14 protein-coding genes and 1 pseudogene are annotated in these 15,536 nt (G+C 69.0%); 11 read left to right on the plus strand and 4 right to left on the minus strand.

Features of this window, described 5'->3' with window-relative positions; translation table 11 throughout:
* Positions 1-22 precede the first annotated feature (22 nt).
* Positions 23-1,222: a CapA family protein gene (locus tag DYE07_RS10615; protein ID WP_237723988.1), complete on the minus strand. Its 1,200-nt coding sequence runs from the start codon at positions 1,220-1,222 to the stop codon at positions 23-25.
* 348 nt (positions 1,223-1,570) lie between these two features.
* Positions 1,571-2,161 carry an inorganic diphosphatase gene (locus tag DYE07_RS10620; protein ID WP_006943947.1) on the minus strand — a complete coding sequence of 197 codons (591 nt, stop codon included), beginning with the start codon at positions 2,159-2,161 and terminating at the stop codon, positions 1,571-1,573.
* Positions 2,162-2,285: 124 nt separating this feature from the next.
* Between DYE07_RS10620 and dacB the strand changes: the two genes are divergently transcribed.
* The 11 genes and pseudogenes from dacB to DYE07_RS10675 all read left to right on the plus strand — a co-directional run bounded on the left by dacB (position 2,286) and on the right by DYE07_RS10675 (position 12,831).
* Positions 2,286-3,683 (plus strand): D-alanyl-D-alanine carboxypeptidase/D-alanyl-D-alanine endopeptidase, encoded by a 1,398-nt coding sequence (gene dacB / locus DYE07_RS10625; protein ID WP_171969843.1) that lies wholly within the window; start codon positions 2,286-2,288, stop codon positions 3,681-3,683.
* A gap of 588 nt (positions 3,684-4,271) precedes the next feature.
* Positions 4,272-4,400: a hypothetical protein gene (locus DYE07_RS15215; protein ID WP_256594822.1), complete on the plus strand. Its 129-nt coding sequence runs from the start codon at positions 4,272-4,274 to the stop codon at positions 4,398-4,400.
* A 64-nt stretch (positions 4,401-4,464) separates the two neighbouring features.
* A pseudogene (locus DYE07_RS10635) lies at positions 4,465-4,638 on the plus strand (ferritin); the annotation flags it as partial.
* 91 nt (positions 4,639-4,729) lie between these two features.
* Complete coding sequence (locus tag DYE07_RS10640) at positions 4,730-5,785, plus strand: zinc-dependent metalloprotease (protein WP_062256020.1); 1,056 nt, start codon at positions 4,730-4,732, stop codon at positions 5,783-5,785.
* Entirely contained in the window at positions 5,782-6,843 is a 1,062-nt protein-coding gene (gene tilS / locus DYE07_RS10645) for a tRNA lysidine(34) synthetase TilS (RefSeq protein ID WP_062256018.1), read from the plus strand. The genes DYE07_RS10640 and tilS overlap by 4 nt, the downstream gene beginning before the upstream one ends.
* Before the next feature lie 73 nt (positions 6,844-6,916).
* Entirely contained in the window at positions 6,917-7,468 is a 552-nt protein-coding gene (hpt, locus tag DYE07_RS10650; protein ID WP_038571717.1) for a hypoxanthine phosphoribosyltransferase, read from the plus strand.
* 237 nt (positions 7,469-7,705) lie between these two features.
* Entirely contained in the window at positions 7,706-9,754 is a 2,049-nt protein-coding gene (gene ftsH / locus DYE07_RS10655) for an ATP-dependent zinc metalloprotease FtsH (protein ID WP_074040178.1), read from the plus strand.
* A 5-nt stretch (positions 9,755-9,759) separates the two neighbouring features.
* A complete protein-coding gene (gene folE, locus DYE07_RS10660; RefSeq protein WP_006944026.1) occupies positions 9,760-10,353 on the plus strand; it encodes a GTP cyclohydrolase I FolE in 594 nt (197 codons plus the stop codon).
* A gap of 29 nt (positions 10,354-10,382) precedes the next feature.
* A complete protein-coding gene (gene folP / locus DYE07_RS10665; protein ID WP_370447742.1) occupies positions 10,383-11,333 on the plus strand; it encodes a dihydropteroate synthase in 951 nt (316 codons plus the stop codon).
* Positions 11,330-12,301: a 2-amino-4-hydroxy-6-hydroxymethyldihydropteridine diphosphokinase gene (gene folK / locus DYE07_RS10670; protein ID WP_115296955.1), complete on the plus strand. Its 972-nt coding sequence runs from the start codon at positions 11,330-11,332 to the stop codon at positions 12,299-12,301. Before folP ends, folK begins: the two co-directional genes overlap by 4 nt.
* Entirely contained in the window at positions 12,298-12,831 is a 534-nt protein-coding gene (locus DYE07_RS10675) for a DUF3180 domain-containing protein (RefSeq protein WP_115296956.1), read from the plus strand. Before folK ends, DYE07_RS10675 begins: the two co-directional genes overlap by 4 nt.
* Before the next feature lie 182 nt (positions 12,832-13,013).
* Here DYE07_RS10675 and DYE07_RS14805 read toward each other — a convergent pair whose 3' ends face one another.
* Together DYE07_RS14805 and DYE07_RS10685 are read right to left on the minus strand one after the other, a co-directional pair.
* Positions 13,014-13,922, minus strand: coding sequence for a DUF6801 domain-containing protein (locus tag DYE07_RS14805; protein ID WP_156444878.1), 909 nt, complete (start codon positions 13,920-13,922; stop codon positions 13,014-13,016).
* A gap of 334 nt (positions 13,923-14,256) precedes the next feature.
* Positions 14,257-15,432, minus strand: a complete 1,176-nt coding sequence (locus DYE07_RS10685) for an NADH-quinone oxidoreductase subunit D (RefSeq protein ID WP_062256011.1) — start codon at positions 15,430-15,432, stop codon at positions 14,257-14,259.
* Positions 15,433-15,536 lie beyond the last annotated feature (104 nt).

Consider the following 15,536-nt stretch of genomic DNA (forward strand, 5'->3'; position numbering starts at 1 on the left):
CTCAGCTGGGCGACACGTCGAGTCAGCTCGCGGGGGTGGCGTCGCACTTGCTGCCAAGCTGCGTCATCGCAGCCTTGACACGGCCGTAGGCGTCGGCGTTCTTCGTCGGCGTCGCGAGTTCGATGACGTGCCCGGCGAGGTTGACGTGCGTCGGCTGGTAGGTGAGCTGCTGCGTCACCTTGCCGTCGTCACCCTTCGTCAGCTTCACGTCGACGATCATGCCGTCCTGCGTCGACGGTTTGAGGCTCGAATTGACGCTCGGACCCTGGTTGCTCAGGAAGTTGCCCATGCCGTAGACGACGTACTTGCCGTTGATCTTCTCGCACGACTGCGGCACGTGGACATGCGTGCCGAGGATCGTGTCGACGTCGTCGCTCGCGAGCAGTTTCGCTGCGAGTTCGCGTTGCTCGGTGGAGGCCGGGATGCTGTACTCCTTGCCCCAGTGCATGCTGAGGACGACGACGTCCGCGCCCGCAGCCTTCGCCTTCTTCGCGTCGGCCAGGATGCCCTCGGCCTTGACGACGGGGAACTGCCAATACTTGAGCCAGGGCCATTCGGGCGGCACGACGGTGTTCGAGGCGTCCGCGTTTCCGGTCGTGTACGAGTACGCGAGCTGCGCGACCTTGACGCCCTTGACGTCGTACATCACGGCGCTCTGGCCGGTGCTCGGCGTCGGCGTCGGGCCCTGGTTCTTCAGACCCGCGTCGTCGAGCGATTTCTTCGTCTCGCCGACGCCCTGGATGCCGCGGTCGATGACGTGGTTGCCGACGCGGTCACAGCCGTCGAACCCGGTACGCTTCAACGATCCGGCGACCTCGTGCGGGACATTGAAGCTGAGCGTCGCGGGGATGGAAAGGTTCGTGTTCGTCGTCGACAGCGGCGTCTCCATGTGGCAGATCGCGAGATCGAGCGCACTGATCGGCTTGGTGACGTTGGCGAACATCGGGTCGAAGTCGTAGCCCTTCGCGCCCTTCGCCGCCGCATTGTGCGCGGCGTCGTCGCGCACGGGCACGTGGACGAGGATGTCGCCCGAACCACCGATGTCGATGCTCTTGCCGGCCGCGAGGCCCGGCGCGTTCGACGAGCCGGGTTGCGCCGACGACGCGCCCGAGGCGCCCTGAGAACCGCTGGCCCCTGACGCCTTGGACGACCCGGCGCCTGACGACCCGCTGCTCTTCGATCCGTCGTCGTTCGATGAGCATGCCGCCGCGCTCAACGTCATGGCCACCGCGAGCATTGTCGCGGCCTTCCGCATGCCGTGGTTCCTCGCCCCCTGGTTCATGTGCCAACGATAGACGGGGTATTGACCGCCGCAGCAGCAATTGAAGGCGTTCCGGTGACGCAGCACTCTCGTGCCCCCGCAGGTCGCGCAGACCCGCCTGCGCCCCTGCGATTCATGTCCACATCGGCGATCTACGTCCACATTCGCGCAGGTTGGTTGACGCTGCCGAAACCACGTCGGATCTCATCTCGCATCGTCAACCCTGCCCAAGAGCCAGAACACGCCGCAGCCCCCGTCCGAACTCGGACGGGGGCTGCGGCGTCGCTGAGCGTGACGCTCAGGGGTGGGTCACTTCGTCGGCTTCTCGGCCTGGGAGTCGCCGGGTGCCTTGTCGATGGAGCGCTCGGTCTCGTGGGCGTCGTGGCCCGGCATCGCCCAGCGCGCCGTCGTCATGCCCTCGGCCTTGGCGCGCTCGAGCGCTTCCTCGACGGTCTTCTGCGCGGCCGCGGCGTCGACCCAGTGCGAACCCTCTTCGACGGACTTGCCCGGCTCGAGCGCTTTGTACGTCTCGAAGAAGTGCGACATCTCCTTGAGCGTGAAGTCGGAGACGTCCTTGATGTCCGTCACGTGGTCCTGACGCGGGTCGCCCGCGGGGATGCACAGGATCTTGTCGTCGCCGCCGGCCTCGTCGACCATGCGGAAGACACCGATGGCGCGGGCGCGCACGACGCAGCCGGGGAACGTCGGCTCGTCGATGAGCAGCAGCGCGTCCAGCGGGTCGCCGTCCTCACCGAGGGTGTCCTCGATGTAGCCGTAGTCGGCCGGGTAGTGCATCGCGGTGAACAGGATGCGGTCGAGGCGGATGCGGCCCGTCTCGTGGTCGACCTCGTACTTGTTGCGTGTGCCGCGCGGGATCTCGATGGTGACGTCGAACTCCATGGTTCGTGCCCTCCGGATAGCTGGTGTAATGGTCGTTCCTTAGTGTTCCGTACCGGGGCGCGGATGAAAAACTCGTCATCGACGTGCGATGGCGCGGCAGCAGGACGATGAAGGTGGTGCCCCGATGAAGAAGCGGACGTGGGCCGTCAGCGGTGCGCTCGTGGCGGCGCTCGCGGGGTACGGCGCCCTCGATGCCTACGACGTGGTGCCGGGCGTCCTGACGCTCGCGCCGACGAACACCCCCAAGGCCGTGACGGTCGAGGGCAAGACGTATGAGCCGTTGCAGAAGGCCGCGTCGGCGCCGTTGCCGTCGGCGAGCGTCGGAGCCGCGCCGAGCGCGAACGAGGTGAAGAAGTCGGTCGAGGCGTCGCTTAAGAACCCCTGGTTCGGTTCGCCGACGGCGGTGACGGTACGCGATGCGTCGACGGGAACCGTTCTCTACGAACACGATTCGAGCAAGGCGACGACGCCGGCGTCGGTGACGAAGCTCGCGAGTGCCTTCGCGATTGCCCACAGCAAACTCGACCTCGACAAGGGGCTGACGACGCGGGCGACGCTCGAGGGCAGCACCGTCGAGCTCGTCGCCGGCGGTGACATGACCCTCGCCGAGGGGACGGGCGATGCGACGAAGGTCGCCGGTCGCGCCGGCCTCGGCGACCTCGCGGCGCAGAGCGCGGCGGCGCTGAAGAAGCAGGGCGTCACGAAGGTCACCGTCGACACGAACACCTCCTACGCGCCCGGGCCGAACAAGGCGAAGGGGTGGGAGGACGCGCTGTTCGGCTACGGTTTCACGGCGCGCATCACGACCTTGGCGCTCGCCTCCGAGCGCGCCGACAACCGCACCCCGGCCGTCGCCGACCCGACGAAGGACGCCGCGCAGGCATTCGTCAAGGAGCTCGGCAAGCGCGGTATCACGGCGACGTACGGCAAGAACGTGACGAAGCCGGCGGCGGGGCAGCAGCTCGGGTCGGTGACGTCGGCGCCGGTGCTCGACCTGCTCGGGCTCGCCTTGCAGGATTCGGACAACTCGATGGTTGAGTCCCTCGCCCGTCAGGCTGCGGCGCTCGACGGCGTGCACGGCGATTCGGCCGCGGGGGGCACGTGGGTGACGTCGGTGCTCAAGCGTGAGGGCGTCGACGTCAGCGGCGTCAAGCTCGTCGACACGAGCGGTTTGTCGTCGGGCACGACGCTGCCGGTGCGGGTGCTCGGCGACGTGCTGACGCGCGCATCGACGGGCAAGGATGCGACGTATGCGCGCGTCATCGAGCGGTTGCCGGTCTCGGCGTGGAACGGCACCCTGCACGATCGATACATGCGCGCCGAGTCGCAGGACGGCGCCGGTCTCGTGCGGGCGAAGACCGGGTCGTTGCCTGACGCGTCATCGCTGGCGGGCCTGGCGACGACGAAGAGCGGCCACCCCCTTGTGTTCGCGGTGACGACGAACGGCACGTTCTCCGACGGCGCCATCGGCGCCAAGACGGCCGTTGATCACCTCGTCACCGAGTTGACGAAGCTGCCCTGAACTCAGCACGTGTTGACGCTCGGCAGCATGCGTTGTCGAATCGCCGGCTGTCGCGTCGCCGCTCATGTTGACCGTGGATTCAGGCTGCCAGAACGGACGCACCGCTCAGGCGCTTCGGCGCAGTTCGTGCTCGACGGCTCGGCGGCTCGGCGGATTCAAGCCGAGACCGACCGATCGTCAGCTCGAGCGGCGCTCCTGACCTCTTCGAGCAGCTCGGGTGGGAAGCGGACCGGAACGGGTGTGCTCAGCCGTTCCCTTCCGCCGACGAGGCGCGCCTTGGGGCTGCTGGTTGGCTGCGTCGGCATAGAAGTCGTATTCCTGCTGCGCGCTCATGGGTTCAGACGTCATGACGGTCCTTCCGGTAGGTCGCGGCCAACGCTGACGAGGCGACGTAGCACCCGATGGGGCGGCACCTCGACGGGTCGCCCGAACGAGATGGCGCCAGCGCCACCATGGGCGCCTCTCCGGTCACCTCGGCCATCATCGGCGCCGCCCTCGGCATCGGTCGCCAAGCCGCGCAGCAGTGCTTCGCCTCATAGGCGACGACCCTGACGCTCACAGTGACTTCGGCGGGGATCGTGCTCGCCGTTGGCCGCTGTTCTTGCTGCCACGGTGCAACAGCTCTCACCGAACAACCTCGACGTAGAGGTGCTCGTGACGGCGACGGACGTCGCCTCTCTACGGGATCTCACGCCCTACCGCTGGCCCGTCGACTGACCTCGGTGCGCGAACCGTTTTGGGCGTCACGCGATGGAGTCCGTCGAGGTGGCGGGCTCACATCGGCGACCTCGACTCCCGTCCGCTGCTCAGCTGGTTCCCGTTCGAGCAGATCGAGGAAGAAGCCACCGTCTCGCAGATCGTCGGGCGTCTGAAGTTCATCGACGGCGACGGTCCCGGCCTGCTCCGTCTCGAAGCCGAACTCGGCGCCCGCCCCGTCAAGACGACGGAGGTCTGAGCGTGCCGCCCCGTCGTGGGCTCTCGGACTCGACGCCGGGCGATTCGCGACCGTCAAGGGGCTGTCAGCGCCGCGCGGTAGCGTGAGCAGCATGGGTGAACCGAGCTACATCGACTGGCGTTTCGCCGCGACGACGGGCAAGAAACTGCATCGCGGCGGCCCGCGCCTCAGTGCCGCCGAAGCGAGCGACGCCGTCGCCGAACTGCGTGACGCCGCCTGCCGCGCCCACGATCCAGTCGCGCAGACGGCGCAGCTCGTCACGCCCGACGACATCGGCGCGGTGCGCGTCGTCGACCGCAGCGCGTGGGTCGACGTCAACATCGCCTCCCTCGACGGCATGATCGCGCCCGTCGTCGACAAGATCACCGCCAAACGCGCCGCCGGGCCGGTCGCGCGCGCCATCACCGCCAAGGTGAGCGGGGGAGAGATCGGCGGGCTCATGGCGTTCATGTCGAGCAAGGTGCTCGGTCAGTACGACATCGCACCCGGCGGCACGCCGTCGCTGCTGCTCGTGGCGCCCAACATCGTCCAGGTCGAACGCGAACTCGACGTCGACCCGCACGACTTCCGCCTCTGGGTGTGCCTGCACGAAGAGGCGCACCGCGTGCAGTTCACCGCCGTGCCCTGGCTACGCGAGCACGTCGTCAGCGCCGCCCGAGACCTGCTCGTCGACATGGCGCCGACGCCCGAGGAGATGGCGACGCGCGTCGGCGAGATCGCCAAACGTGTGCCCGAGGCGTTCAAGGAGGGCTCGATGGGGCTGAGCGACATCTTCGCCACCCCCGAACAACGCACGCGCATGGCCGACCTCGCCGCCGTCATGTCCCTGCTCGAAGGCCACGCCGACGTCGTCATGGACGACGTAGGCCCGCAGATCGTGCCGAGCGTCGAGACGATCCGCGCCCGCTTCGGCGACCGCCGCGCCGGTCTCGGCAACATCGACAAGCTGCTGCGACGCCTCATGGGCCTCGAGGCCAAGATGCGCCAGTACCGTGACGGCGCAGCGTTCGTGCGCGGCGTGCAGGAAAAGGTGGGAATCGACGGTTTCAACGCCGTCTGGGCCGCCCCCGAGAACCTGCCGACGCCCGCCGAGATCCAGCGCCCTCAGCTGTGGGTCGAACGCATCCACGGGTCGCTGTTCCGATGAGTGGCCCGCACCCCAGCGTCGCTCTGACGCGCCTCGCCGTCCGCACCGCGCTGCAGCGCACGTTCTCGAGTGATGCCGCGGGTGAGCGGCGCGTCGTCGCCGGCGTCAGCGGGGGAGCCGACTCCATGGCGCTCGCCGCGGCCCTCGCGTTCGAGGCGCCGAAGCAGGGCGTCGCGGTCGACGTCGTCATCGTCGACCACGGGCTGCAGGCGGGCTCGGCGGACGTCGCCGAACGCGCGCGCCGCGCCTGCGTCGACCAGCTCGGCTTCGCGGACGACGACGTGCGCACCGTCGCCGTCATCGTCGACGCCGACGCGCCGGAAGGGCTCGAAGCGGCCGCCCGCGCGGCCCGTCGTCGAGCGCTGTTCGACGTCGCGGACGCAGTGGGCGCGGCGCGCGCCGTACTCGCGCACACGGCCGACGACCAGGCCGAACAGGTGCTGCTCGGCCTCATGCGCGGCAGCGGCACCCGAGCGCTCGCCGGCATGCGCGCCGACCGTGCGCGCCTGCTGCGACCGTTCCTGCTCGGCCCCGAGATCGTGCCAGGTGGGCCGGTGCGGCGCGTCGACACCGAGCTCGCCTGCGAAGCGCTCGGCCTCGAACCATGGCACGACCCGCACAACGACGACCCGGCCTTCAGCCGGGTGCGCGCGCGCCACACCCTCGCGGCACTCGAACGTGAACTCGCGGCACCGACACTGCGCCGCAGCCTGTTCCGCACGGCAGCGGCCGCCGGCCGCGACGCCGACCTGCTCGACCGCCTCACCGACGAGGCGCTCGCGCGCTCCGCGGGCACCGATGACTCGCGCGCCTGGCCAGCGACGTGGAGCGTCGTAGCGCTGGCCGGGCTCGACCCGGCGCTGCGCATCCGCGCGCTGCGCCGCCTCCTCGTCCTGCACGGCGCCCGCGACGCCGAACTGTCGAGCGGGCACCTGTTCGACGTCGAACGGCTGCTCGTCGCCTGGTCGGGGCAGGGGCCGATCGACGTCCCGGGTAGCGTTGAGGTTCGACGCGTCGGGGGCGAGATGACCATCAGCCCACGCCGCAAGGGAGAATGACGTGGACGGCCGCCCGCGAGCACGCGCGGTGGCGAGCGCCGGCAAGACCGGCAGAGACGACGAGGAGCCGGTGATGGACTCTTCCCAGATGGGAAACGACCTCGAGAACGTGTTGTTCACCGAGGCACAGATTCACGCGAAGCTCGAAGAGCTCGCTGCGCAGATCTGGCGTGACTACGAGGGCAAGGACGTGCTGCTCGTCGGTGTGCTCAAGGGCGCAATCCTCGTCATGGCCGACCTCATGCGAGCGCTGCCGGGCTCGGTGCCGATGGACTGGATGGCCGTCAGTTCCTACGGCTCGGGGACGAAGAGCTCCGGCGTCGTGCGCATCCTCAAGGATCTCGACGCCGACATCTCCGGCCGCCACGTCCTCATCGTCGAGGACATCATCGACTCCGGCCTGACGCTGAGCTGGATCCGCAGCAACCTCGAGTCGCGCAACCCCGCGTCGGTCGAGATCTGCACGCTGCTGCGCAAGCCGGAGGCTGCGAAGGTCGAGATCGACTGCAAGTACGTCGGATTCGACATCCCCAACTCCTTCGTCGTCGGCTACGGGCTCGACTTCGACGAGAAGTTCCGCAACCTGCGCGACATCGGCACGCTCGCGCCGCACGTGTACTCCTGATCGAGCGTCCTCGCGGCGCTGACGCCGGCGTCGCCACCGGCCGCGCCGGACGACGCACGGTTGCGCTGTGCGCGAACCCGCGGCGCAGCGGCGCGTTCAGTGGGTCACACTGTCCTATCGAGACGCATCTGCTGTCGTCGCGCGCAGGGAGCGGGAACATCGCCGCCGCGCCGCGCGTTGGCGGTTTGTTGACTGGCACTTCTTCGATGAGAGGGTCGGGGCTCGCCCCGCAAACAGATGAACGCTAAGAAAATCATGCGCACGCCGGGCCTGTACGTGGTCCTCGCGCTCGCCGTGGCGCTGCTGTTCTACATGTTCAGCAACATCGGCGGGTATTCGCGCATCGACACCTCGCAGGCCATTTCCCTCATCAACGCCGAAAAGGTCGAGAGTGCGAAGGTCACGCCCGACAGCGTCAGTCTGACGCTGAAGGACAAGCAGGACATCGGCAAGCTCAAGGACGTCAAGCGCGTCGAGGCCGACTACGTCGACGCGCGCGGCAAGCAGGTCGTCGACTCCCTGAGCGCGCACACGCCCCCGAAGGGATACACGGACGACCCGCAGCGTCAGGGCATCTTCGTCACCCTGCTGATGAACATCCTGCCGATCCTGCTGCTCGTCGGTCTGTTCTGGTTCCTCATGAGCCAGGCCCAGGGCGGCGGTTCGAAGGTCATGCAGTTCGGCAAGTCGAAGGCGAAGCTGCACAGCAAGGACATGCCGACGACGAAGTTCAGCGACGTCGCGGGCGCCGACGAGGCAGTCGAGGAACTCAAGGAGATCAAGGACTTCCTCGCCGACCCCGAGAAGTACGAGAAGATCGGCGCCAAGATCCCCAAGGGCGTGCTGCTGTACGGCCCGCCCGGCACGGGTAAGACGCTGCTCGCACGCGCCGTCGCCGGCGAGGCGAACGTGCCGTTCTACACGATCTCAGGTTCTGACTTCGTCGAGATGTTCGTCGGTGTTGGTGCGAGCCGTGTGCGTGACCTGTTCGCGCAGGCCAAGGAGAACAGCCCCGCCATCATCTTCGTCGACGAGATCGACGCCGTCGGCCGCCACCGCGGCGCCGGCCTGGGCGGAGGCCACGACGAGCGTGAGCAGACGCTCAACCAGCTCCTCGTCGAGATGGACGGCTTCGACGACCGCACGCGCGTCATCCTGATCGCGGCGACCAACCGCCCCGACATCCTCGATCCGGCACTGCTGCGTCCCGGCCGTTTCGACCGTCAGATCGCGGTGGAGGCGCCCGACATGGGCGGCCGCCACCACATCCTGCAGGTGCACGCCCAGGGCAAGCCGATGGCGAAGGACGTCGACCTCATGTCGGTCGCGCGCCGCACACCGGGCTTCTCCGGCGCCGAGCTCGAGAACGTGCTCAACGAGGCTGCGCTGCTCACCGCGCGCACCAACGGCACGATCATCACGAACGAGGCCCTCGACGAGGCGATCGACCGCGTCATGGCCGGCCCGCAGAAGAAGTCGCGCCCGATGAGCGCGAAGGAGCGCAAGGTCACCGCGTACCACGAGGGTGGCCACGCCCTCGTCGCCGCCGCGATGAACAACACCGACCCGGTCAGCAAGATCACGATCCTGCCGCGCGGGCGCGCGCTGGGCTACACGATGGTGCTGCCGACCGACGACAAGTACTCGACGACGCGCAACGAACTGCTCGACCAGCTCGCGTACGCCCTCGGCGGCCGTGTCGCCGAAGAGATGGTGTTCCACGACCCGAGCACCGGTGCGAGCAACGACATCGAGAAGGCCACCGACATCGCCCGCAAGATGGTGACGCAGTTCGGCATGAGCGAGAACGTCGGCGCCGTGCACCTCGGCAACTCCGGCGGCGAGGTCTTCCTCGGCCGCGACATGGGCGGCAACAACCGCGAGTACTCCGAGCAGGTCGCCGCGATGGTCGACATCGAGGTCCGCAAGCTCATCGAGGGCGCACACGACGAGGCCTGGCGCGCGCTCAACAACAACCGCGACATCCTCGACGCCCTCGTGCTCGAACTGCTCGAGAAGGAGACCCTCGACGCGCCGCGCCTGGCTGAGATCTTCTCCGCCGTGCGCAAGGAGCCGGTGCGTGAGGTGTGGCTCTCGAGCGAACAGCGCCACGTCAGCACGCGCGGCCCGGTCATGACGCCCGCCGAACAGCGCGCTATCGACCTCGGCAAGAACCCGCACGCCGACGAGCGTCCCGACGGCGAGATCAGCCTCTACCCGCCGCAGCCGCCGGCCGGCCCTGGCCTGCAGGGCCCCAGCGACGTCGGGCCTGGCCTGGGTGACTGAGCGCCGTGGCTGAGACGCACGACGTGGTCGGCGCCGAGGTCGACCTTGCGCGCCTCGAAGCGGCCGTCCGCGAGATCCTGCTCGCGGTCGGGGAGAACCCCGACCGCGAGGGGCTCGTCGAGACGCCCGCCCGCGTGGCACGCGCCTACGCGGAGATCTTCGCGGGCCTGCGACAGAACCCCGAGGACGTGCTCGTCAAGACGTTCGACGTCGACCACGAAGAGCTCATCCTCGTGCGCGACATCGAGGTCTACTCGACGTGTGAGCATCACCTGGTGCCGTTCCACGGCGTCGCGCACGTCGGGTACATCCCGTCCACGTCCGGCCGGGTGACGGGGCTGAGCAAGCTCGCGCGGCTCGTCGACGTGTTCGCGAAGCGCCCGCAGGTTCAGGAGCGGCTGACGACACAGATCGCCGACGCGCTCGTCGAACACCTCGACGCGCAGGGCGTCATCGTCGTCATCGAAGCCGAGCACCTGTGCATGTCGATGCGTGGCATCCGCAAGCCGGGCGCGCGCACGATCACCTCGGCCGTCCGCGGCCAACTGCGCAACCCCGCGACCCGCGCCGAGGCGATGAGCCTCGTCATGGGCAAGTGACGCACTCGTCGGAGGAACGCATGAGTGAGATGCGCACGGATCGTTCGTCTCCAGGTGATTCGAACGGCAATGCGCTCGACGGTTCGTCGCCGCGTGCGGATGGACCGGTGCGGCGTCCGCTCGTCATGGCAGTCGTCAACGTCACGCCCGACTCGTTCAGCGACGGCGGACGCTGGTTCGACGCGGCCGCCGCGGTCGAGCACGGCCTGCAGCTGGTGGCGCAGGGCGCCGACATCCTCGACGTCGGCGGCGAGTCGACCCGTCCGGGAGCCCAGCGTCCCAGCGCTGACGAGGAGGCCCGACGCGTCATCCCCGTCGTGCGTGAACTGGCCGCCGCGGGTGCGCGCGTGAGTGTCGACACGATGCGCGCGAGTGTCGCCGAGGCCGCCGTCGCTGCCGGAGCGGACATCATCAACGACGTCAGCGGCGCGCTCGCCGACCCAGCGATGCGCGACGTCGCCGCCGCGAGTGACGCGACGTTCGTCGCGATGCACTGGCGCGGGCACTCCGTCGACATGCAGCAGCACACCGCGTACGACGACATCGTCACGGATGTGTGTCGCGAGCTGGCCGAGTCCGTGGCCGCGCTGCGGGAGGCCGGCGTCCGCGACGGCAGGCTCGTCGTCGACCCCGGCTTCGGGTTCGCGAAGACGGCCGAGCAGAACTGGGAACTGCTCGCGCGCATGGGCGAGTTCGACGTCGACGGGCTGCCGGTGCTGTGGGGCACGTCGCGCAAGAGTTTTCTCGGCGTCGCAGGGCGGACGCCGCAGCTCATCGCGGACGGCGCGTCCGTCCCGCCCGCCGCGCGCGACGCCGCGACGGCGGCGACCAGCGTCCTCGCCGCACAGCACGACGCATGGGGGGTGCGCGTGCATGACGTCCCGTCGACGCTCGCAGCGCTCGACGTCGTCGCCACGGCGCGCAGGGCCGTGGCGCCTCGGTCGTCCGGGGAGCGAGTGAGCGGAGGTATGCCCCGATGAGTGACCGAATCACCCTCACCGGCCTCGCCGTGACGGCGTGCCATGGCGTGCTCGACTTCGAGAAGCGCATCCCCCAGCCGTTCGTGCTCGACATCAGCCTCGACGCCGACCTGGGCCCCGCGGGCCGCAGCGACGATCTCGAGGCGTCGCTGTCGTACGCCGACGTCGCCGCGCGCGCCGTCGAGGTGTGCTCCGGCGAGCCGGTCGATCTCATCGAGACGCTCGCCGAGCGCGTCGCCGACGCCTGCCTCGCGTGGGAGATCGTCGAGGCGGTCGACGTCACCGTCCACAAGCCGCACGCTCCCGCAGGTGTCGCGTTCACCCCGTCGACCGGGGTGTTGGCAGGCCCGTCGGTGAGCGTTCGCCGCGAGCAGCGCCGCCGCGTCGTCATCGCGATGGGCACGAACCTCGGACGGCGGGTCGCGACGTTGCGCGCGGCGCTCGACTCGCTGCGGGCGCTCGAGGGGTTCGAGGTGACCCAGGTGTCGCCCCTCGTCGAGACCGACCCCGTCGGGGGCGTCGCGCAGCCCGACTACCTCAACGCCGTCGTGGTCGGCGTCACCCGCCTCGCGCCGGGGCATCTCATCCGCGAGCTGCATCGCATCGAAGCCGATCACGGCCGCGTCCGCGGTGAGCGCTGGGGCGCGCGCACCCTCGACCTCGACGTCGTGACGCTCGGCGAGGCCGGTCGCGAGGACGAGATCGTGCTCGCCGACGAGCGCGACGGGGTGCAGGCCGGCGCGGCGGACGCGTCATGGTCGCCCCTCGCCCTGCCGCACCCGCGGGCTCATGAGCGCGCGTTCGTGCTCGTCCCGTGGGCCCAGGCGGCGCCGTGGATGGCGGTGCGCACCCCTGACGGCGTCCTGCCGCTGCTCGACGCCGTGCAGCGCGTCGATGCGTCCGGGGTGCGCCGCGGCCCGTCGTGGGACGACGACGACCACATCGACCTCGAGGAAGGCCTGACATGAAGCCCGTCCGACCGGTCACCGCCGTCGTCGCGGGGCTGCTCGTCGCGCTCATCAGCGGCGGCCTCCTGCAGCTGATGCGCAACAGTGGGCGCGCCGTGCCGCAGCACTCGTGGTGGGAGGTGCTCGTCGTCCTCGCGGCGTGCGGGCTGCTCGTCGCAGGCGGATGGCGCATCCGCGACGAGGTGCGCGCCCGCACGAAGGCGAAGAAGGAAGCGGACGCCGCGCGCCGCGCCGGGTCCGACGAGAGCGAGATCCGCGCGGCCGCCGCAGCCGTCGTCCAGGGGCGCGAGACGGTGGCGCCCGACACGGCCCGACGTATCGTCGTGCTCTCGCAGACGGCCGCCATCGGTGGCGGCATCCTCGCCGGATGGTATGCGGGGCAGGCCGTCACCCAGCTCGCGCGCCTCAGCGTGCCGTCCGTCCGTTCGGCCGTGCTGCTGCTCGGGGTGCTCGTCATCAGCTCTGTCGTGCTCAGCGTGCTGGGGTTCCTCGTGCAGCGCTGGTGCACGATTCCCGACGACGAACGCTGACGCGCAAGCCCGCTCCCTTGCAGGCTGGATCGGTGGACGGCTGCACGCGCCGACCGTGAACCGCGCAGGTGGTCAAGAGTTCGCGGCCGCTTCACAGCCGGCCGCATGACGATGGGGCCCGTTCGTGGTGAACGGGCCCCATCGTCATGCGGGGCGCGGGTGCTGAGGCCCGCCGGCTGGCGTCAGTTCTCTCGACGTCCGGCGAACGCCGCGCCACCGATGGCGACGACACCCGCCGCAGCGAGGCCGATGCCGGCGAGGTTCATCGAGTCGTGACCGACGTAGTCGGTCTCGACCTTCGGGCCCTGACCGCCGCCCGTCGTGTGCGACGGCGACGGCATCGCCGTGGAGCTGGCCGTGCTCGTGGACGGCGCCGTCGGGCTGGTGCTCGTCGTGGGGCTCGTCGACGTGGTGGTCGAGCTCGACGACGTCGGGCTGGTCGAGGTGGACGTCGACGTCGACGTGCTCGTCGACGGGGCAGCATTACCGACCTTGATCGTCGCGATCGTCGTGTTGGCGCCCGCTGCCGGTGCGCAGCTGATGTTGAGGATGAAGCCCGAATCCGTCGTCTGGTTCGAGGTGAAGCTGCCGGCCTTGACATCGACCGTGCCCGCCGCAGCCGGGGCCGTCTCTGCCTGGCCGGTGCCCTCCGCGTTCGTCACGACGCCGCCGCTCGCGGGCACCGAGACCTGGGGGATCGTCAGGTCGACAGAGCGGGCGGTGCCGCCGAACGTGTACGCCGCTGCCGCCGTACCCCTGATGGTCTTCACGCCGAGGCCACGCAGTTGGTCTGCGGCGTCCTTGCCCGTCGTCACCTTCGCCGTGATCTTCGGGGCGGGGATCGCCGCGCCCGGTGCCACATTGGTGGGCACAGCTGCGGTCATCGTCACGGTCCACGGGTCCGTGAAGGTTCGCTCGAGGCCCTGGTTCGTCAATTGGCACTTGTAGTTGATGGACGAGGTCGCAGCGGACGCAGTGCTCGCCGTGGTGGCCATGCCGATGAGGGCAGCTCCGCCGACGAGGCTGAGGGCGCCAACCGATGCAAGACCGCGGCGGGTGCGAGAGGCGGGGCGAACTGAGTGCTTGCTCATGGAAAACAACTCCTGAGGGTCGAAACAGGGGGTCGACGGGCGCAGGCCCTACCTGAGCGTAACCCCATGTGACGTGACACACATCGCTTTTGCAGCAGCCCACCTACGGAATCGTAGGTTTTCTCGGTGCGCGAGACGAGGGCCGCGCGATCCGGCGTGGCTCGGACGAACGATGGGGCGGTGTCGCTGCCTGGCGCTAAGGCCGGGCCCGTACCGTGCGCAAGGGCTGCATCTACTTGTCGATATCTGATTGATAAATGAGACCCACCTCGCTGCGCCAAGGCCGGCATGCTCCGCAAGCTCCGACGTCGGCCTCAGCTCCGCTCGGCGGGACTCATTTGTCTATGTCCCCGACCACAAAGAACATCGACCCCAGGATCGCCACCATGTCGGCCAAGAGTTGCCCCCTCATCACCTCGCCGAGGCACGCCATGTTGTTGAACGACGCCGAACGCAACTTCAACCGCCACGGCGTCTTCTCACCCCGCGACACGATGTAATACCCGTTGAAACCGAGCGGGTTCTCCGTCGCCACATACCCATCGCCCTCAGGCACCTTCAGCACCTTCGGCAACTTCACGTTCACCGGCCCCGGCGGCAAGCTCTGCAACACCTCGATGCAGGCGTCCGCGAGATCGAGCGACACATGCGTCTGATCGAGCAACACCTCGAGACGAGCCAGCGAATCACCCTCGGAGCGCGTGATGACGCGCCCCGGCCCGCCCGGAGCGAACAGCTCACCGTAGGCGAGATATGGGTCGTCGCGGCGCAGGTCGACGTCGACGCCCGACGCGCGCGCGATCGGCCCGGTGATGCCGTACTGCTCGACCATCTCGCGAGAGACGACGCCAACGCCCTTCGTCCGCGCATTCAAGATCGGATTGCCGACGATGAAGCTCTCGATCTCCGGCATGCGTGAACGCACGAGAGAAACGGCCGCCGCGGCGCGATCGAGCCACCCGGCCGGAATGTCGTCGCGCAGGCCGCCGACGCGGTTGAACATGTAATGCAGGCGGCCGCCCGCGATTTCCTCCATGACGCCCTGTAGCTCTTCGCGCTCACGGAACACGTAGAACATCGGCGTGATGGCGCCCAATTCGAGTGGATACGAACCGAGGAACATGAGGTGATTGAGCACGCGATTCAACTCGGAGAGCAGCGTCCGCGTCCACGTCGCGCGCTCAGGCACCTCCATGCCCAGCATCTTCTCGACGGCGAGGGCCACGCCGATCTCACTGCTGAACGCCGACAGCCAGTCGTGACGGTTCGCGAGCACGAGGATCTGACGGTAGTCGCGCACCTCGAACAACTTCTCGGCGCCGCGGTGCATGTACCCGACGATCGGCTCGCACTTCGTGATGCGCTCACCGTCGAGCGTGATGCGTAGGCGCAGCACGCCATGCGTCGCCGGATGCTGCGGGCCGATGTTGAGCACCATGTCCGACGTCGCGAGCCCACCCGCGCCCATGCCGACGGTGAGTTCACGCGGGGACGACGCAGGAGACGACATGCCCCCAGTTTGCCAAACGCGACGACGCCCGCCGCGGCGCCGCGCCCTGATGGAGTGGGGCACGTGGGCGGCGAGGCGTGACGACGTGGCAGACGACGACGTGG

Source organism: Dermacoccus nishinomiyaensis (assembly GCF_900447535.1).
GTDB classification, from domain to species: Bacteria; Actinomycetota; Actinomycetes; order Actinomycetales; family Dermatophilaceae; genus Dermacoccus; species Dermacoccus nishinomiyaensis.

Bases quoted from the DNA above. Each gene is read 5' to 3' on its own strand.
- tilS (WP_062256018.1), top strand. From the start codon at position 5,782: ATGAGTGGCCCGCACCCCAGCGTCGCTCTGACGCGCCTCGCCGTCCGC.
- ftsH (WP_074040178.1), top strand. From the start codon at position 7,706: ATGAACGCTAAGAAAATCATGCGCACGCCGGGCCTGTACGTGGTCCTC.
- folK (WP_115296955.1), top strand. From the start codon at position 11,330: ATGAGTGACCGAATCACCCTCACCGGCCTCGCCGTGACGGCGTGCCAT.
- DYE07_RS10675 (WP_115296956.1), top strand. From the start codon at position 12,298: ATGAAGCCCGTCCGACCGGTCACCGCCGTCGTCGCGGGGCTGCTCGTC.
- DYE07_RS10685 (WP_062256011.1), bottom strand. From the start codon at position 15,432: ATGTCGTCTCCTGCGTCGTCCCCGCGTGAACTCACCGTCGGCATGGGC.
- hpt (WP_038571717.1), top strand. From the start codon at position 6,917: ATGGACTCTTCCCAGATGGGAAACGACCTCGAGAACGTGTTGTTCACC.
- DYE07_RS10615 (WP_237723988.1), bottom strand. From the start codon at position 1,222: ATGACGTTGAGCGCGGCGGCATGCTCATCGAACGACGACGGATCGAAG.
- DYE07_RS14805 (WP_156444878.1), bottom strand. From the start codon at position 13,922: ATGAGCAAGCACTCAGTTCGCCCCGCCTCTCGCACCCGCCGCGGTCTT.
- DYE07_RS10640 (WP_062256020.1), top strand. From the start codon at position 4,730: ATGGGTGAACCGAGCTACATCGACTGGCGTTTCGCCGCGACGACGGGC.
- folP (WP_370447742.1), top strand. From the start codon at position 10,383: ATGCGCACGGATCGTTCGTCTCCAGGTGATTCGAACGGCAATGCGCTC.
- dacB (WP_171969843.1), top strand. From the start codon at position 2,286: ATGAAGAAGCGGACGTGGGCCGTCAGCGGTGCGCTCGTGGCGGCGCTC.
- DYE07_RS10620 (WP_006943947.1), bottom strand. From the start codon at position 2,161: ATGGAGTTCGACGTCACCATCGAGATCCCGCGCGGCACACGCAACAAG.